The sequence below is a fragment of the Undibacterium sp. Di26W genome (assembly GCF_049340265.1).
Taxonomy (GTDB): domain Bacteria; phylum Pseudomonadota; class Gammaproteobacteria; order Burkholderiales; family Burkholderiaceae_D; genus Undibacterium.
This window is the reverse complement of the sequence record NZ_JBMPOR010000003.1, coordinates 83,393-102,426: the sequence shown is the minus strand read 5'-3', so window position 1 is coordinate 102,426 and position 19,034 is coordinate 83,393. Positions and strand designations below refer to the sequence as shown.

Annotated in this window: 16 protein-coding genes, 1 other RNA gene and 1 pseudogene; 13 read left to right on the top strand and 5 right to left on the bottom strand. The window is 51.5% G+C overall.

Features of this window, described 5'->3' with window-relative positions; all coding sequences use genetic code 11:
• Positions 1-229 precede the first annotated feature (229 nt).
• Positions 230-581: RNase P RNA component class A (gene rnpB / locus ACO0LM_RS04835), an RNA gene on the bottom strand.
• A gap of 111 nt (positions 582-692) precedes the next feature.
• On the opposite strand from rnpB, the gene ACO0LM_RS04830 reads away from it, so the two are divergent.
• The 7 genes from ACO0LM_RS04830 to ACO0LM_RS04800 all read left to right on the top strand — a co-directional run bounded on the left by ACO0LM_RS04830 (position 693) and on the right by ACO0LM_RS04800 (position 8,462).
• On the top strand, positions 693-2,390 hold the full coding sequence (locus ACO0LM_RS04830) for a thiamine pyrophosphate-binding protein (protein WP_423034829.1): 1,698 nt from the start codon (positions 693-695) through the stop codon (positions 2,388-2,390).
• 116 nt (positions 2,391-2,506) lie between these two features.
• Entirely contained in the window at positions 2,507-2,941 is a 435-nt protein-coding gene (locus tag ACO0LM_RS04825; protein WP_423034827.1) for a hypothetical protein, read from the top strand.
• A 64-nt stretch (positions 2,942-3,005) separates the two neighbouring features.
• Positions 3,006-3,668 (top strand): GNAT family N-acetyltransferase, encoded by a 663-nt coding sequence (locus ACO0LM_RS04820; protein ID WP_423034825.1) that lies wholly within the window; start codon positions 3,006-3,008, stop codon positions 3,666-3,668.
• A 44-nt stretch (positions 3,669-3,712) separates the two neighbouring features.
• Entirely contained in the window at positions 3,713-4,039 is a 327-nt protein-coding gene (locus ACO0LM_RS04815; protein ID WP_423034823.1) for a low molecular weight protein tyrosine phosphatase family protein, read from the top strand.
• 264 nt (positions 4,040-4,303) lie between these two features.
• Positions 4,304-4,741, top strand: a complete 438-nt coding sequence (locus ACO0LM_RS04810; protein ID WP_423034821.1) for a response regulator — start codon at positions 4,304-4,306, stop codon at positions 4,739-4,741.
• A 99-nt stretch (positions 4,742-4,840) separates the two neighbouring features.
• Positions 4,841-6,613, top strand: coding sequence for a putative bifunctional diguanylate cyclase/phosphodiesterase (locus ACO0LM_RS04805; RefSeq protein WP_423034820.1), 1,773 nt, complete (start codon positions 4,841-4,843; stop codon positions 6,611-6,613).
• A complete protein-coding gene (locus ACO0LM_RS04800) occupies positions 6,591-8,462 on the top strand; it encodes a PAS domain-containing sensor histidine kinase (RefSeq protein WP_423034818.1) in 1,872 nt (623 codons plus the stop codon). Before ACO0LM_RS04805 ends, ACO0LM_RS04800 begins: the two co-directional genes overlap by 23 nt.
• Before the next feature lie 20 nt (positions 8,463-8,482).
• Here ACO0LM_RS04800 and ACO0LM_RS04795 read toward each other — a convergent pair whose 3' ends face one another.
• Entirely contained in the window at positions 8,483-9,334 is an 852-nt protein-coding gene (locus ACO0LM_RS04795; protein WP_423034816.1) for a metallophosphoesterase, read from the bottom strand.
• Positions 9,335-9,993: 659 nt separating this feature from the next.
• Here ACO0LM_RS04795 and ACO0LM_RS04790 point away from each other — a divergent pair.
• The 5 genes and pseudogenes from ACO0LM_RS04790 (at position 9,994) to ACO0LM_RS04770 (ending at position 15,249) form a co-directional block, all read left to right on the top strand.
• Positions 9,994-11,160 (top strand): IS4 family transposase, encoded by a 1,167-nt coding sequence (locus ACO0LM_RS04790; RefSeq protein ID WP_423034814.1) that lies wholly within the window; start codon positions 9,994-9,996, stop codon positions 11,158-11,160.
• 210 nt (positions 11,161-11,370) lie between these two features.
• Positions 11,371-11,787: a transposase gene (locus ACO0LM_RS04785; protein ID WP_423034812.1), complete on the top strand. Its 417-nt coding sequence runs from the start codon at positions 11,371-11,373 to the stop codon at positions 11,785-11,787.
• Between the two features lie 11 nt (positions 11,788-11,798).
• Positions 11,799-12,002: pseudogene (locus ACO0LM_RS04780) on the top strand (transposase); the annotation flags it as partial.
• Positions 11,957-12,346: a transposase gene (locus ACO0LM_RS04775; RefSeq protein ID WP_423035246.1), complete on the top strand. Its 390-nt coding sequence runs from the start codon at positions 11,957-11,959 to the stop codon at positions 12,344-12,346. The pseudogene ACO0LM_RS04780 and the gene ACO0LM_RS04775, both read left to right, overlap by 46 nt.
• A 497-nt stretch (positions 12,347-12,843) precedes the next feature.
• Positions 12,844-15,249, top strand: a complete 2,406-nt coding sequence (locus tag ACO0LM_RS04770) for a tetratricopeptide repeat protein (RefSeq protein WP_423034810.1) — start codon at positions 12,844-12,846, stop codon at positions 15,247-15,249.
• A 46-nt stretch (positions 15,250-15,295) separates the two neighbouring features.
• Here ACO0LM_RS04770 and ACO0LM_RS04765 read toward each other — a convergent pair whose 3' ends face one another.
• The 3 genes from ACO0LM_RS04765 to ACO0LM_RS04755 form a co-directional block, all read right to left on the bottom strand.
• Positions 15,296-15,736, bottom strand: coding sequence for a BON domain-containing protein (locus ACO0LM_RS04765; RefSeq protein WP_423034808.1), 441 nt, complete (start codon positions 15,734-15,736; stop codon positions 15,296-15,298).
• Positions 15,737-15,772: 36 nt separating this feature from the next.
• Complete coding sequence (locus tag ACO0LM_RS04760) at positions 15,773-16,351, bottom strand: sterol desaturase family protein (RefSeq protein WP_423034806.1); 579 nt, start codon at positions 16,349-16,351, stop codon at positions 15,773-15,775.
• A 112-nt stretch (positions 16,352-16,463) separates the two neighbouring features.
• Complete coding sequence (locus ACO0LM_RS04755; protein WP_423034804.1) at positions 16,464-17,102, bottom strand: Crp/Fnr family transcriptional regulator; 639 nt, start codon at positions 17,100-17,102, stop codon at positions 16,464-16,466.
• Between the two features lie 796 nt (positions 17,103-17,898).
• Here ACO0LM_RS04755 and ACO0LM_RS04750 point away from each other — a divergent pair.
• Positions 17,899-18,936: an OmpA family protein gene (locus tag ACO0LM_RS04750; RefSeq protein WP_423034802.1), complete on the top strand. Its 1,038-nt coding sequence runs from the start codon at positions 17,899-17,901 to the stop codon at positions 18,934-18,936.
• The last annotated feature ends 98 nt before the right edge of the window (positions 18,937-19,034 follow it).

Genomic DNA, 19,034 nt, shown 5'->3' with positions numbered 1-19,034 from the left:
CCCAGTGTACCACCGGTATTTTAAGAACAATGACTTGCTTGCAAGGAATGATGCTTGGTGGAGACAGTCAACAGGCTGAGGCTGAGCTGCGAGTCATCAGACAACGCTTATGTACCGAACCGCACATAGTGTCTGAAGTAAAAAGGAAAACGAGGAATAATCGATTGAAAATGGACCTGGAACCGATGCAGCGACAGACCGAAGAAAACACTGTGCTGCGACAAACAAAAAATAAAGCAGGCCGGTAGGCCGGATTCTGTTACGGCATCAGGCATTGCTGCCATCTGCTATGACAATCATTCCTCTAGGCGACGGATTGCTCCGCCGCTCAAGCTTTCTACCCGCACGCTCCGCGAGCCACATCAACGCGTGCCTATTTGAAATTGCTCCGGGTGGAGGTTACCGCGTTTCACCGTAACTTAATACGCTCGTCTCTGTGGCCCTATTCCTCGTCTTATACCCTGGCTTGCACCCTGGTTTTCAACGTACGGCCGTTAGCCGTCACCCTGCTCTATGGAGTCCGGACCTTCCTCCCGTCACCATGATAAATCATGGCAACCAGCGATTGTCTGGCCTGCTTCACGCCTTATTGTATCCTACTCAGCGATAATTCAGTCTAAAAGCCGGAATTACAATGCAAATTAAGCAGGCTTTCTGGTAGCGTAGTGTTTTTCCTTTTACCATTTTCTATCATGCTGAAATCTCGTTCGGGCGGTCAATTGATTGTGGATGCACTGCAAATCCATGGCGTCGATACCGTATTCGGCGTACCTGGCGAAAGTTACCTGCCAGTGCTGGATGCGCTGCATGACAGCCCGATACGTTTCATCATCAACCGGCAGGAAGGCGGCGCGGCCTTCATGGCAGATGCCTACGGCAAAATGACAGGCAAACCCGGTATCTGCTTCGTCACACGCGGGCCAGGTGCTACCAATGCATCGATAGGTGTGCATACTGCCTATCAGGATTCGACGCCGATGATTTTGTTCATAGGCCAGGTTGGCAATGACTTTGTCGAACGGGAAGCCTTTCAGGAAATTGACTATCGCCGCATGTTTGGCCAGATGGCGAAATGGGTAGCACAAATTGACCGGGCAGACCGCGTGCCGGAATACCTTGCCCGCGCCTTTCAGGTGGCGACCAGTGGCCGCCCCGGCCCGGTTGTGCTGGCCCTGCCGGAAGACATGCTGGCACAGGTCGCCACCGTGGCAGACACCCGTCGTTACACACCTGTACAGGCATCGGCCTCGCCGCAGCAGCTGGCGCAACTGCGCAATATGCTGACTGTATCGCAACGCCCGCTGGTCTTGCTGGGCGGTACTGGCTGGGATGCTGCATCCTGCCAGCACATCAGTGAATTTGCGGTCAGCAATCACCTGCCGGTAGCCTGTACCTTCCGCTTTCAGGACCTGATGGACAATGCGCACCCGCATTACATCGGCGACGTAGGCATAGGTATCAACCCCAAATTGGCACAAAGAATCAAGGACGCCGACCTGATCCTGGCCATCGGCCCGCGTCTGGGTGAAATGACAACCGGCGGTTATACCGTGCTGGAAGCCCCGCTGCCCAAACAAAAGCTGATCCATATCCACAGCGATGCGCTGGAACTGGGCCGCGTCTATCAGGCCGATCTGATGATCAACAGCGGCATGAAAGAAATTGCCGAAGCCCTGGCAGAGATGGCCAGTCTGGATGCTGCCAGCAAGTGGCATGCAAGCGTTGGCGAAGCCAGGGCAGATTTGCAGGCATGGCAAACCGAACCAGCCATTTTCGCTACAGAAAACGCCCCCCTGAACCTGTGGCACATCGTGCAGGATCTGATGCAACTGGCGCCGGCAGATACCATCATCACCAATGGAGCCGGCAACTATGCCACCTGGGCCCACCGTTATTTCCGGTATGGTGGTTTCCGTACGCAACTGGCACCAACTTCCGGTGCCATGGGCTATAGCGTACCAGCAGGTGTTGCCGCCAAAATCATCGATCCGCAGCGTACCGTCGTCACTTTCGCCGGCGATGGTGAATACCTGATGAACGGTCAGGAACTGGCCACCGCCGTACAATACAAGGCTGGTGTCATCATCATCGTCTTTAACAATGGCATGTATGGCACCATACGCATGCATCAGGAAAAGGAATTCCCTGCCCGCGTATCAGGCACCGAATTGCACAATCCTGATTTTGCAGCGCTGGCACGCGCCTTTGGTGCCAGTGGGGAAGTGGTCAACACCACGGCAGAATTCGCACCGGCACTGGAACGTGCACTCGCACATAGCCGCCAGCACAATTTGCCTGCATTGATAGAATTGCGTTATGACGGTAATCTGATCACCCCTGGTGCCACACTGAAAACCATGCGCAAGCTGGCGCAGGAAGCCGGTAAATAGATGTCGCACAGCAGGAATTGACGCTTTCCTACCCGGTTACTGTTAAGGCAACGGGGTAGTGCTATCATTTACAGGCCAACATTCCCTATGATTTTTATGCAAACGGATACCAGACCATGAAATATGTGATTGCCTTACTTTTTTCCGTGCTGACCACCAGCAGCTTCGCCAATGATATTGCGCTGATTGCCGGCAAATACCGTTACGAAAAATATGCCGTGACCATGGCCAATGGAAATGTGCTGTCACTGGCGAACATCGGCATCAAGAGCATCAATATGAGCTTCAATACCGATTCAAGCATGCTGATGGAAGCGACCATGCTGGATGGTAAAATCGTCAAGGAAAAAGCCGTGCTCAAGGAAATCAGGATCAAGGGCAACAAAGGGTATTGGATCGCCAGATGGTCGGACGTCGATTACGACATCAGGGAAGATTTTTCCTTCCATGATGATGTCCTTGAATATGAGACAAAATTCCAGAACAAGAGTGACAAGGAGCGCTACGGTGCCGTAGAACGTGCTACCTTGAAAAAAATGCCAGCCTTTTAATTGCATCTTCTGTCATCCCGAAGTGGTTGTCACCTGTGCCGCCGTCCCACATCAATGAGTCGCCATGACCTCTACAAACCAGTTCAGTGAAAAGCAAAAGAATGACCTGCTCAGTGCCTGGGTCCATGGCTGGACGATTTCTCGTGGTACCGAGGCCGCATTTGCATTGGCGGGACACGGCTACAAGATCCATGTCGGCCTGCCCGGTCATCTGGAACGCTATGTCTTGCAGGGTCATGCACTGTCTGCCATACAATTGCTGGCACATGAACTGAGTGCGCCCGATACCTGGATCAAGGTTTGTGCGCCGGTAAGTGAAATTGGCGCTTTGCTACCGCCGCGCTGGACGCTCAAACCAGCCGAATACCTGATGTGCAAAGCCATCACTGCCCACATTGATGTCGATATACCGCCCAGCTATACCATACAGCTGGGCGGCGACGAACAGGCGGTCAGCATCAAGGCCCTTGGCCGGGATGGACAGATTGCAGCCACCGGCAGAATGGCGCTGACTGCGCGCCATGCGGTTTTTGACCAGATCGTGACGGAGCCCTCGCACCGACGTAAAGGCCTGGGCAAATTGCTGATGCAGATATTAAATAACCATGCATTCGCCAGGCAGGCTGATACTGGTGTACTGGTAGCGACCGAAGAGGGTATGGCGCTCTACACAGCGCTGGGCTGGGCCTTGTGCTCGCCCATGACTGCAGCGGTGATCACTGCCTGAAAACTGATCTCTATGCGTGAAGCACTGAACTGATGAATAATCTCATGCATATTCTGTTCGTCTGTAGTCGAAATCAGTGGCGCAGTCCAACTGCAGAACAGGTCTGGCGCCGCCATCCCATGGTGGAAGCACGCTCGGGCGGTACCAGCCCAAATGCCAGGCACAAGGTTTCCATGAATGACATCCTATGGGCTGATGTCATTTTCGTCATGGAAGAAAAACACAAGTCACGCCTGCTTGCCGAACACCGGCAAGTGCTGAACGGCAAAGTCATCCATGTGCTGGATATTCCGGATGACTACAAGTATATGGACCCCGAACTGGTCACTCAATTGCGTGAAGCTGTGGCTGACATCCTTGAACTGCATTAATTAGCCCCCTTTAATCGTCTTTCAGCATCCATCCCCCTCCATCTTTCATAGCCTGTGCCAGGCCAGCCTTGCCATAGGCCATCGAAAAACTGCAATGCATAATAACAATATTGCACTATTCTTGATATTTGAATAATATGAATGTTAATTCGCTCATTTCAAGCTTTTGCAACGAGCTGTTTTTATGTCGCATTATAGAAATTACATTGCATTAATGTTTCCGCAAAGTATTATTTAGCAGCGCATGTCGGTGAAAGGTGCCCAATGATAGACAGCATCCCGCAAACCAAACCAGTCACGATACTCATCGTTGATGACGACGATGTCGATGTGCTGGGCATAGAACGCGCACTGAAAAAACTGAAAATCGTCAACCCCATCGTCCGTGCGCATGATGGAATAGAAGCGCTGCAAATCCTGCGCCAGCCAAATGGCATCACCCGCCCCTACCTGATTTTGCTCGACATCAATATGCCACGCATGAACGGCCAGGAAATGCTGGCAGAACTGCGGCTGGACAAGAGCTTGTCATCTGCCGTGGTGTTTGTGCTGACCACTTCGCAAGATGATCAGGACAAAGTTTTGGCATATTCCCAACACGTTGCCGGTTACATCGTCAAACAGCATGTAGGCGACGGTTTCATGAATGTGATCGAGATGCTGGACAGGTACTGGCGTCTGGTCGAACTGCCGATTGCCTGAGGGAGATTTTATGCTGATTCAATATGCAAGAAAAATCAACTTGGGCAGAGATGTGTACCTGCCTGCACATGCCACGCTTACCTGCCAGCGCGAGTTTTTATGCTGAATCTACCTGTACAAACATCCACATTGGACATCCTGATTATCGATGATGATGAACTGGATCGCCGCTCTGTCATACGGGCAATGAAGCAGGTGCCGGTCAGCGTGAATATCGTAGAAGCCAGCAATGCACTGGACGGCTTGTTGAAAGCCAAGGCAACCGCATTTGACGTCATCCTGCTCGATTACCGCCTGCCTGACCGCGACGGTATAGAAGTATTGAAAAGCCTGCGCCTGGACAAGATACATCATGCTGCGATTATCATGCTGACCCATCAGGAAGACGTTACCCTGGCAGAGCAGGCGATCGAGGCAGGCGCACAAGATTTTTTGCTGAAAGAAGAAGTCAACGCCCGCCGCCTGCTGCGCGCCGTACATCAGGCACGCCACCGTCACAAGCTGGAAACTGAACTCAATCGCAGTTATGACCAGTTGCGAGATCTGGCCGAACACGATGCGCTGACCGGCCTGGCGAACCGCTATGATTTTGAACGCGCACTGGAATTTGCCGTCTGCCGCGCCAAGCGGGAAAACCTGCACGGCAAGCTGGCGGTGCTGCTGCTTGATCTTGATCGTTTCAAAAATGTGAATGACACGTATGGGCATGCCGTTGGTGATCAGTTACTGATCAAGGTGGCACGCCGGCTGGGTACTACTACCCGTGGCAGTGACTTGCTGGCAAGGCTGGGGGGCGATGAATTCGTGGTGCTGGTGCAGGATATGGACCGAGTGGATCATGCCATCTTACTGGCCACCCGCATTGTCGAAGCCTTCAAAAAACCCATACTGCTGGAAGGTCTGGAATGGGATGTGACGATGAGCATAGGTATCGCCGTCTTTGGTTCCTGCGCCAGCGACGCTACCGAACTGATGAAATGCGCCGATATTGCCATGTATCGTGCCAAGCAGGAAGGCCGCAACCAGAGTCATTTTTATTCTGACCAGTTGCATCAGGCAGTGCGCCATCGCATGTATCTGGAACGTGACTTGCGACATGCACTCAAGAATGATCAGTTGAAAGTCTATTACCAGGCAAAAGTCCATGCTCTGGATGGCAGCCTGGGTGGCATGGAAGCATTGCTGCGCTGGCACCATCCTCAGGAAGGGGTATTGGCCCCCGGCACTTTTCTGCCCATGGCAGAAGAACTGGGCTTGATGTTTGAAATCGACCAGTGGGTCATGCGCACGGCGTGTGCGCAGTTACAGCAGTGGCGCAGCATGCCGCACCTGAATGTACAACATCTGTCGGTCGCGGTGAATGTCTCTGCCATACAGTTGCAGGGGGATAATCTGCTGTCCACGGTGGATGAAGCACTGGCCACCAGTGGCCTGGACCCGCGATGCCTGGAACTGGAAATCACAGAAAATGCCCTGATACGCGACCCGGAGCATGTGGCCAGCATCTTGCTGAAACTGGCAGCGCGTAAACTGAAACTGTCACTGGATGATTTTGGTACCGGCTATTCATCCTTCGGCCATCTGAAACTCTTCCCCATCCACATCCTTAAAATAGACCAGAGCTTTGTGGCAGGCATAGGACGCGGTGCTTCGCAGGAACGTCTGCTGGCTGCGATGATTGCCTTCGCCAAGACGCTGGAACTGACCCTGGTGGCTGAAGGTGTGGAAACCGCGGAACAGGCCAGGTTCTGTACCGACCGTGGCTGTGAACTTTTACAAGGTTATTACTATTCCCGCCCGATATCAGCAGAGCAATTTGAAATCAACTTTTTAAGCGGGACATATCGCCATGGTGCCGACGAACAGCAATGATGCTACGCCCCCGGACAGGCACGATGATGTGACAGCAGATACCAGCAGTTTGCTGGCATCCATCGTGAACAGTTCTGACGATGCCATTATCGCCAGCAATCTGGAAGGCAAGATCATCAGTTGGAACCGGGCCGCCAGCCGTATCTTTGGCTACCCCCTTGCCGACGTGCTGGATCAGCCATTTGCCTTGCTTTTCCCGGAAGGACAGTTACCCGACCTGGCGACACTGGTCAAACTTTTACAACAGGGCACGCCAATCGGCCAGTTTGAAACCATACGCCGCTGCCAAGGAGGCAATGAACTGCCCACCCTACTGACCATTTCACCCATCTGCGATCATCAGGATATCCTCAGGGGTTTGTCCATGATCGTGCGCGATTTTAGCGAAGGCTATCGTATTGCAACCCGGCTGACGCAAAGTGAAAGGCATTTCCGCCAGGTGGTTGATGCCGCACCGAATGCGATGGTGATGATAGATGGGCGCGGCTGTATAGAAATGGTGAATACCCAGACCGAAATCATTTTTGGTTACAACAGGACAGAGTTGCTGGGCAAAACCATGGAGCTGTTGATACCCGAACGTTTTCGCAAACATCATCCTGGCTTGCGCCAGGATTATTTTGCGGTTCCCACCACACGGGCCATGGGCAGTGGACGCGACCTGTATGGCCTGCGCAAGGATGGCAGTGAATTTCCGGTTGAAATTGGGCTGAACCCGATAGAAACGACAGATGGCATCAAGGTGTTGTCGGCGATTGTGGATATTTCTGAACGCAAGCGCCAGGAAGAACGTTTCCGTCTGGTCGTGGAAGCAGCACCGAATGCCATGGTGATGATAGACAGCCGCGGCTACATGGAAATGGTGAATGCCCAGACCGAGCAACTGTTTGGTTATGCCAGGGAAGAATTGCTGGGCAAGCCCATGGAAATACTGATACCTGAACGTTTTCGCCCACAGCATCCAGGTTTGCGTAGCAGCTATTTTGCAACACCCAGCACGCGCGCAATGGGCGGTGGCCGTGATCTGTTTGGTCTGCGCAAGGACGGCAGCGAATTCCAGGTGGAAATCGGTCTGAACCCGATACATACGGCAGAAGGCATCAAGGTGCTGTCGGCGATTGTCGATATTTCTGAACGAAAACGCTTTACCGATGAACTGTCAAGACGTAACCAGGAATTGAATAATTTCGCCTACGTCGCTTCGCATGACCTGAAGTCACCCCTGCGTGGCGTCGATCAGTTGGCCACCTGGCTCAGCGAAGACCTGGTCGGTAAAATAGATGCCGATACGGATGAACACCTGCGGCTGATGCGCATTCGCATAAAACGCATGGAAAGGCTGCTGGATGACCTGCTGCTGTACTTTCGTGCCGGGCAACTAGGCGGCACCATAGAGCATGTGGATTTCGCAGCATTGGTGCGGGATGTCTTCGAACTATGCTGTGCCGAACGGCCATTCAGTCTGGAGCTGGATGGCAATTTCCCGATCTGTCCAACACACAAGGTACCGCTGGAACTGGTGTTTCGCAACCTGATCAGTAATGCGCTCAAGCACCATGACCAGGCATCGGGAAAAATCCTCATCCGTGCCAGCCACACTGAGCATTTTTTTGAATTCGCCGTGGCAGACGATGGCCCCGGCATCGCCGAAGAACACCGGGAACGGGTGTTTACCATGTTCCAGACCCTGCGCCCACGGGATGAGGTAGAAGGCAGCGGCATGGGTCTGGCCATCATCAAGAAAACCATAGAATCACTCGGTGGCAGCATACGCCTGGACGGCAATCATCCACGCGGTGCCGTGTTCCATTTCTCATGGCCACGCCAGGTCAGCAGACAGTTGTCGTAAGCGCGACATAAGCGCATTATTTATTCGGCACGGACCTTCTCTGGCGCATCCGGTATGGCAACACGCACGCCATCCAGTCCGGCCTTGCTGAGTCGCCCTTTTTCCCAGAAAAACATTTCCCCTTTGACGCCGCCCTTGATGCCGGAATCGATGGAAATGATCTTTCCCTGATAATGGGCATACACGCCATCCATGGTGGTATGACCGACCACGATGCGACGTAATTGCATCTGCTGCAAAAGCTGATCAAGGTCGGTATTGCTGAGTTTGGGTGCATTGAAATACCCGCGATACCAGAGTGGCCCCAGGCTGCCATACAGGAAGGACAATACATCATCCCCTTTATCCTTCAGTTGTACCTTGCTTATACCCAGTGAGTTGCGAAACTGTTCGTTGACTTGTGCAATACCCATGTTCAGGTTCTGGTAATCGGGATGCAGGCCGCCATGCATGAACAGCATGTCGTTGATCTGTATGATCACCGGCTTGCTGCGCAGCCAGCGCCCCAGCACGCTGTTGTTGTCAAACATCTGCAGGTAACTGAGATTGAGCTGGCGCGCTACGCTGGTGTATTTTTTGTTCAGATAACGCAGATCACCGGCAAACGATATGGCTTCATGGTTACCCAGCAACAGGTGAACCGCACCGCCTGCAGCCTGTGCCTGCGCTTCCAGTTCATACAATAACCACAGGGCTTCGGTGGTGTTCGGGCCACGATCAAACACGTCTCCGGCAATCACCAGGTGGCCCTTGCCAAAGGTCCATCGCCAATCCTGATTGATGACGCCATTGGCCTGCAAGAGCTTGAGCATGAGATCAAACTGGCCATGGATATCACTGAAGGCGGCTACTTTGTCAGCCTTGAATTTCACGGGCAGCGGAAAAAGGGGGCACCCATTAGCCCCCGTAGGTCTCTTAAACAAACATTCTAAGCCATTGATTTTCAATAAGTATCTAGTGTTTGCTTCGGCGCGATTTTCGGGAGCAAACCGATTACTACGCTAACATTACGACAATTCTACACCAAGGAAATGTGTGCGATAAGACCTGCCTGTCTCCGGAGTGCACTCTCGAGAAAGTCTGCAAAGAAGACGTGAAATCGACACAATTCTACTGTCAGCATTTTGCTTCAAATGCCCGCACTGCCCTGCAAAGCACCTGCAAACTCTAATCTTAGTGGCCTTACCATGCAAAATGCATAGCATGGTTTTTAGAAAATGTATGAATGCAAATGTAGTAATCGGCTCGCTACCGAAAATCGTGCCGAAGCAAACACGAGATTTTTACTCATTGAAAATCAATGACTTGGAATGTTTGCTTAAGAGACCTGATAATCGTCTAGCCGCCTCCCTCCGCTGGCGTTAGCCAAAGGAGTAAAGTTAAGGTGCGAACCACTAGTGTCCCAACGTTTTCATGTCAGAGGTTCGTAAGTCAATGATTTGTTTGCATAAAATGATGTTTTCATCTGGTCTCGATTTGAACGTCGAGGTGCAGAATTGGGGCTTTTTGCGGATATCCGCCGAAGGCTCCTATGCATCAGGGCAAACTCGTTTTCTCGCAGGTCATGACGTATTTGCCGCTGACCACCTTTCGACGATGCGTAGCAGCCCACAGGGGCGAACACAAAGTCAAGGATTTTTCCTGCCTGGATCAATTCTTTGCCATGGCGTTTGCGCAGTTGACCTATAGGGAATCGCTGCGCGATATCGAGGTCAATTTGCGCGCCCAGGCCCATCGGCCGTACCACATGGGATTTCGCTGTGCGACGATTTCCCGCAATACGCTTGCCAATGCAAATGCCACGCGCCCCTGGCAATTCTATGCCGATCTGGCACAACACCTGATTGCGATGGCGCGCCCGTTGTACGCCAGCGAACCGTTTGGCGTGGACCTCGATGCGACGGTCTATGCGTTCGATGCCACGACCATCGACCTGTGCCTGTCGGTGTATCCGTGGGCATCTTTCCGGTCCGCCAAGGCGGCCATCAAATTGCATACGCTGCTGGACCTGCGCGGCTCTATTCCCAGTTTCATTCACATCACCGACGGCAAGACCCACGAGGTCAATATTCTCGACGATCTGGTCATCGAGCCAGGAGCGTATTACCTGATGGATCGCGGCTATCTGGATTTCGCCAGACTCTACCGGCTGCATGCGACGGGTGCCTTCTTTGTCACCAGAGCAAAAAGCAATACCCAGTTCAAGCGTCGGTATTCGCAGCCGGTCGATCGAACGATGAGCAACGTTATCTGCGATCAAACGGGCGTACTCCCGCTTTTCTACGCAAGCAAGGATTACCCGGCGACTTTGCGTCGTATCGTCGTCAAGGACGACACTGGGGAACGCATCATTTTTCTGACCAACAATTTCGCTCTCAAACCCGAGATGATCGCAGCGCTTTACAAGCAGCGTTGGCAGGTCGAATTGTTCTTCAAGTGGATCAAGCAACATTTGCGTATCAAAACCTTTCTGGGAACCAGCGAGAATGCCGTGAAGACACAAATATGGATCGCGGTCTGTACTTACGTACTCATCGCTATCGTCAAGAAACGTCTGCATTTGCCTCACAGCCTTTACGAAATTCTACAAATCCTGAGTCTCACCATGTTTGAAACAACACCAATAAATCAATTACTTACGCCGTCATCGGGAAACTCCTGTGACGAAAATCAACCAAAACAGATGTCTCTACTATGAGAAACGTTGGGACACTAGTGAAAAAAACTATATCGCAATTCCATCTACCACCTTAGAGAAATTAACATTGGCAAACTTACCACGCGTAATAATAAATCACATTTCCTATCCTGAATTTTGCATAAAAAAGGGCAAGAATGCCGTAAGTGATTGATAAAATGTGAATTATCCCTAAAACACATCGATCGACACGAACACACCTTACCCGACATGAATTCTACGCCAGAACAGCTGCGTTTTGCATCCATTCCAGGCCATAGCGTCCGCGCCGATTTCGCCGGTGGCGGCTTGTCATCCGATCTTGGTCCCGTGCTCTTGCTCGGGATGGACCTGCCGATTGGTTTAACCCGGCGCATTGATGCAGCCTTGCCTGAACGACGCAATCAGAGTTACTTCGACCATTCGAATCACGATCTCCTCACGCAGCGGATCTACCAGATCGGCTGTGGCTACGAAGATGGCAACGACGCGAACCTCCTGCGCCACGACCTCATGTTCAAGCTGGGCGCAGCCCGCTTGCCATTTGATGACGGCGCTGCGTTGGCGTCCGGAGCAACGATGTCACGCTTCGAACACGCGGCCAGCCGGCAAGACATTTACCGCGTCAGCGAGGCCCTTGTCGAGTAGTTTATTGCCAGCTTCGCCAGCCCGCTAAAGAACTTGCTCCTCGACTGGATCACACCGAGGATGCGTGCTACGGTCAGCAGCCACTGGCGTTCTATAACCATCACTATGGTTTAACCTGCTATCTGCCGCTAATGATCTTCGATGGCCAGTCCTGTGCCTGTTGGCGGCGGTGCTGCGGCCCGGCAAGCGACCGTTTGGCGCCGAGAACGCGATGATCGTGCGCCGTGTTCTGCAACGGATTCGCCGCCACTTCCCCGACACCCACGTTCTGGTGCGGGGCAACGGTCTCTTTAGCGGACCTGAATTGATGGGCTTCATCGATGCCATGCCGAACGTCGATTTTATCTTCGGGTTCTCCTGCAACGTCAAGCTGCTGGCGACGGCCGAGCCCACAAGACTGCGTGCCGTCGACCTGTGGGTGGCCGCGCAATCGCAGGCACAGCCAGCGACGGTCATCTCCAGGCTGTTCAAGATCGCCGTACAGGTCAGACAGACCAGGAGCAAGATGTCCTTCATCTGCCGGACGCTTGTCCCATCAAACATCTGCTGCAGACCTTGACCGAACGCTTTTTTCTGCCAACCCAGGCCAGGTTGCTCAACTAGTCATAACCAGGCCACGTCCGGTCTGTCGAGAATTGACCACCCCACCGCCAACCCTTAACCTCCTGTCGCTTCATGGATGTCTTGTTTTATTGGGTAGGGGTAGCATTGCCCGCGTCATCGCGACTGCTCCCAACCAGACCCTGTGACGACCAGTCGGCACCGCTGTGGCAGTTTATGAAACATGCAGGTTAGGGGAAGCCTTCACCAGCAATGATGAGGGCTTATCCGACCAGTTTTAGTTGCTCAAAGTTAAATAACCATTGACAATCACAACACTTTTCCAAAAGGAAAAATGACCTAGATGCAGGTTATACTATTCGTCGACACGGATTGTGGCCTTTACCTGAAATATCGACTTAACCACGGTCCGCGGATACAAACATGCTACGACATTCCGCAACAAAACCACCCAAACGTCACTCAACGTTAATCTTGCATACATAGATAAAGACGATGCTGAACAAGATCAAACAATTTTTTTCCGGCAAAAAAACAATTCCTGACCCAGCGCCGTTGCCGACACAGGCACCTGCTGGCTTGCATTCAGTGACAGCAGAAAAAGACGCCTCCGAACTCAAAAAGCAAGGTGATCTCTATCTTGCTGATGGGAACCTTGCCGCCGCCGAAGCCAGCTACCGCCAGGCAATTGCCCTTGATTCTGGTCTGGCAAAGGTGCACAGTAATCTTGGCTTTGTGATTAAAGAACAGGGCCGCATGGAAGAAGCAGAACCGTATCTGCAAAAGGCGCTGAGTCTTGATCCATCCATCTCGGATGCCCATTATTTTCTGGCCGGCCTGTATCAAGCACAGGGGAAAGCAGCGCTTGCAAAAACCAGCTACGAAAAAGTCATTGCACTGGCACCGGACTTCGAACTCGCTTACCGGGAACTGTGTTTCTTGCTATTCCAGACCGGCCAGATGGAAGAAGCCAGACAGGTTGTCATCAAGGCACTTGCAATCAGTCCGCAGTCTCTTGAATTGCACTATTACCTGGGGAATATCGATTACGAAAGCAATCAATTTGCTTCGGCAGCAGAAAATTTTAAAAATGCCCTGCGTATTCAGCCAGACAACGCCGACATCCTAACCAATCTTGGTCACGCCCTGTTCAAGATGAATGACCTGGACCAGGCTATTGCCACGCTGAAAAAAGCGATCGCCATCAATCCCGATTTGCCACATGCTTATCTTTGTCTGGGTAGTACGCTGCGCAGTCAGGGTAAATTTGCCGAAGCGATTGCCAGCTTAGAACGTTCGATTTCGATTCATCCCCAGAGTATTGAAGCCTATGAAAATCTGGCCTTGAGCTTCATTGCCCAAGATCAGCCGGACAAAGCCATTGCCGCCTGGAGAAAAGTACTGGCAATGAATCCGAATCTGGCGCACATACACAATAATATGGGCGCTGCATCACATGACTTGGGAAAATTTGATGCGGCATTGCAAAGCTGCCGCGAAGCCTTAAGAATCCAGCCTGATTTTGCTGACGCGCTGTATAACCTTGGCAATGTTCAGCATAAACTGAGGCAATACCATGACGCCATCGCCAGTTATCACAAAGCACTGGCCATTACCCCAGATTCTGCAGATACGCTCAACAACCTGGCAATCGTTTACAAGGATGCAGGTCAACTGGACGAGTCGGTCAAGTATTGTCGCCAGGCGCTGGTAATCGACCCCGAGCTGGCAGCGGCCTACAGTAACCTCGGCAGCGCCTTGCATGCACTTGGCCAACTCGACGAAGCGGTAGCCAACTGTCGCCGGGCGTTAGCACTCAAACCGGATATGGCAGAGGCCTACAACAACCTCGGCCTGGCACTGAAAGACTGCGAACAGCTGGACGAGGCCCAAGAAAGTTATCAACAGGCACTGAAGTTGGATCCAGACATGACCAATGCATCATTCAATCTTGGATTGCTGTTGTTGGCCAAGGGTCACTATACAAAAGCCTGGTCTTATCACGAATATCGCTACGATACTCGCACCCAACAATCCAACACCGTAATGCCGGATGTTCCGTTTCCTCAATGGAAGGGCGAATCACTGAACGGAAAATCGCTGGTGATCTGGCCGGAGCAGGGTTTCGGTGATTACATCCAGTTTATCCGCTACATCAAATTGCTGAAACAAGGCGGTGCCGCCAAAATCAGCATCTTCTGCAAGCAACCACTCAAGGCATTACTGGAAACCGCTGAAGGTGTGGACAACATCCTGACTGATGGCGATACCTTGCCAGTACATGATTACTGGTGTTTTGCACTCAGTTTGCCCCTCCATTTCAATACCACTCTAGAGAGCATTCCTTCCACCTTCCCCTACCTGAAAGTCTTGCCGGAGAGAGCAGAAAAATGGCGAAGCCGCATACCGGATACGGGCTTCAAAGTTGGCCTGGTATGGAAGGGTAGCGAAGGGCATAAAAACGACAGGAACCGCTCATTGCCAGGTCTGGCAACGCTGGCCCCTCTGTGGCAGCTACCTCACATCAGCTTTGTCAGTCTGCAAAAAGGCCAGGGCGAAGCGGAAGCCTTACAGCCAGCAGCCAATCAGCCTATCCTGCCACTGGGTACGGATATCAAAGATTTTGCCGACACGGCAGCCATCGTCAATGCGCTGGATCTGATTATTTGTGTTGACACAGCCGTTGCCCATATTGCTGGGGCACTGGGTAAACCGTGCTGGGTATTACTGCCAAGAATTGGCAGCGACTGGCGCTGGATGCGCCATCGGGAAGATACACCGTGGTACCCGAACACCATGCGCCTGTTCAGGCAAGCTGAACACGGCGATTGGGATGCAGTTGTGCGCCGCATTCAAGGCCAACTGCAAGAGCTGCCGGCCTATACCGCCACGATATCCTGATCTTGCAAGGGAAATCAGCTCTGGAACTCATTTCATACAGCGTGTTTCAGGGCTCGATTTTTAATTGGTTACACAAACCGCGCAAACCGGTCAAACCGGCAACCCCGTGCATCAATTCATTGCGCTGAAATTCCCATTCCAGCGTACCACTTAAAGTCACATTGCAATTCTCGACTGTGAAACTGATCTTGTCCTGGTTCAGATAATCGCTAACTTGAATCAACCGCTCAAGCGCGTGACCAATATCCCTGTCTGTTCTTGCGTCACCAATCGACAGATGAACTTCCACTTCCGTATTCAATGCGATCACATCGAAAACCCGCATGACTGCCAGTTCCGCACATTGTTTCTCTGAAAAACTGGCAACCTTGCCACTGAGCTCAACCACGCCATCTTTCACAGTAACCGCGAAATCGGCTGCGGTGATGCCAGTTTCCCAGGCCAAGCCGGACTGGACATCCAGCAGTATTTCATTATCCGATCTCATACGCCATGCTCCGGGCTCATTAAAAGGCAAGCTGTGCTACTTATTGCTATCTTTGATCTTGACGCGTTCACTGACATTGCTGCCAAAGACGTCGTCCCAAAAACTGGTGGTAACACCGAAGAAAACGGGATGTGCATCCAGATGGTGATGGCGGGCATGCTGTATTTTTCTTCGCTTCAGCCATGAAGAATCAGCCTGCCAATGATGTGTTGCATGATGGGTGATGGTGTAAAACAGATAGCCCGTGGTCAGCCCCAACGTCAAAGCACTGGCCCGTAACACATCACCCAACAACAATGCGGGTGAAAAAACAAAGAACACAATCAAGGTAATACTTAAAATCGTAGGTGTGCCGATCAAGGCGGTTGGACGCGCATGATGCGTTTGATGCCAGCGCCTGAAAGGCTGCAAGCCATGCAGTATAAAGCGATGCAAGAGATATTCGATCAGTGAAGCAGCAATCAACCCTATGCCAAGCAATGCCAGCATCTGCCAGGGATGTGAAAAAGGTGCAGACCATCCCAGAAAAATTGTCAGGCAAGATACCGCTACGCCATATAAAATAAAATCAGTCAGGTAAGCTGCCTTGCTATGTTCCAAAGAGAAAAACGCCATACTTATGTCATCCGGTTCAGTAATGATTGATGCCTGAAAAGATAGGCTGATTAGAAAGAATGGTCAGTACGCTGGCGTACATAATTTGTGTGCCAGGAGAATCAGTTCACGGTCACCGCTTAGCATGCGCAAAAGATTTGGAGGCTCCATGTCCGATGATACGTTGAAAGCACGAGCAGGATACCGACAGCAAACCGCTTGCATCAATTACACTGACCTTCCCACGACTGTATGAAATCAGTTCACGTTTTTGCAAAACGCTGGCGGCCTTGGTGACGCCCACCCGCCGTACCCCCAGAGCCAGTGCCAGATACTCGTGGGTAATAAAGAAATGATCTGACTGTAGCCGCTCACGCATGATCAGTAAGGACCTGGCGAGACGTGCTTCCAGCAAATGAAAATGGCTGCATACTGCTATCTGGCTGGCTTCGGCATACAGCATTTCAGCATAAGAAAAACACATTTCCTGTATGGCCCTGCTATGCTCTCGCGCCTGACCGAACTCGGCTGCACTGATACAATCTGCGCTGCCTGACTGTTGCACGATTACCCGCAAGCCAGAATGTTGATGACTTGCCAGCCCGGAATAACCTAGCATCCCTTCCCGCCCCAACAAAGCAATTTCCAGTACTTGCTGCTCTTTAACTTCTGCCATCAGAGACAGCAGACAGTCATTCGGAAAATAAACAGTATCCATTTTTTCGTCATGACGGTACAACACCGTGCCTACCACAAATGCGTGTGTATGCATCTTTGTTGCCAACACCTTTTGTTCCGCCGCAGGCAACCTCGCCAGCAAATGATTTTTAGAGGGCAATATCACAAGCAGCCCGATCAACTTTTTTTCGATTATTTTTCAGGAAAAAATGCGTTGTGCTATGCACTGTCCAAATACTCACTTTCTGCATGGAAAAACCAGATTTCAAATCCATCATTATTCTGTCTCCATTTGCACTATATCTCTCAACGCGCAGCATGTATAAGCTACCCTGCCCGTTCTAAGAACGTGTTTTCGATCTTACTGTGCGGGCCTGATCGGGGCTCATGCGCTGCTCAAAATGCGCATGGTCTAGTGTACATTCCGTTTTTTGCGCTGCGTTTTTTCCCTTAATGTTGCCATGACCCCGCTGATGCACACACAATCGCTCGCTACAGATGGCAAACACGTTCTGATACCTGCATTTCACACCTGCAAATGAAATGCCACCCAAGACAAAATAAACGCTAACTGTAAAAGCGTATGTGCGCTATGCCACGTAATAACAGATTTAATGAGAACTCACTTCATCCATGATGATGGCACTCCACTATGCGGCCAGGTCATGCAAAATTTCCTGGTTTGTCAGTCTTCAGCAACAAGGCATTGAAGCGTGCGCTGGCGCACTGAGGGAATATTGCCTTTCATTTACTCTTGCCGCAGCTTAAAGAGTACGCAAGTCAAAACACTGCCTGATTCAGGACGCATGCAGGTCGGCTAGTCTCATGTATTCAATGGCACTTTTTCAAATATTCCTCTTCCCAGCTTTTACTACATCAGAAAGAACATAATGAAACACTTACGTATACTACCTTGCGCTATCGCCAGTATTTTTTGCACAGGCAGTGCTATCGCAGCTGACTACAATCCGTCCTGGTACGTCGGTACCAGTATTCACGCAGCAGAAACGGATGAAACCTTTGGTGCCGGCAATCGTGGTTATGGTGTCGGTCTGCGCGTAGGAAAACCGCTGGATGAAATGTGGGATGTGCAACTGGGTGCCAGCTATACCCGCTCCAGTGATGGTGACAGACGCTATCAGCAAAATACCCTTGGGGTCGATGTGCTGTATTTATTCTCGCGCAATGCCATACGTCCTTACCTGGTCATGGGTGTGGCTGCAGAACGTGACAGGACAAATAATCGCTTCAGGCAGGCAGACAGCACTTCTCCTTCTGCCAGCGCCGGACTTGGCGTTCAACTGGTATTGAATGATCAGTGGACAGCTCAGGCTGAATGGCGCAAGGTGCATGGCTACCTGCGTGGCAATGACTTCGGTTTCAGTCAGGCCAGCAATTCGCAATTGTCCGTAGGCCTGAACTATAGCTTTGATAAACCTGCAGCACCAGTACGCGTAGCAACCTATACAGCACCGCCGGTATATGAACCTGCTCCAGTGGTAGTACAGGCGCCACCGCCAGCACCAGTTCCGCCGCCAGCACCACGCTATGAAAAAATTACACTGTCAGCGACAGAACTCTTCGCTTTCAATAGCGCTCAATTAAGTACCCCACAGCCAAAACTGGACAATATTGCTGCCGCACTCAATAGCAATATGCAGATCAATCAGATCGTCATCACCGGCTATGCGGATCGCATAGGGTCAAATCAATACAATCTGAAACTGTCTGAAAAACGCGCTGTTTCGGTCAAGGATTATCTGCTCGGAAAAGGTGTGGCGAGCGAACGCATGAGCGCCAATGGTAAGGGTGAAAGCAATCCTGTGGTTGAATGCAGCAACAAGAAAAGGGCCGATTTGATCGTATGCCTGGAACCGAACCGCCGCGTCGAAATAGAACAGTTTTCATTTGATCAGCGTACCAGATAAGCTCATGTGAACATCTGCCTGAGCATGATGTAGTGATAAAAAGGAGCCCAGGCTCCTTTTTCTTTGACTGCATCGAACAGCGGGCAATCTGCCACAGC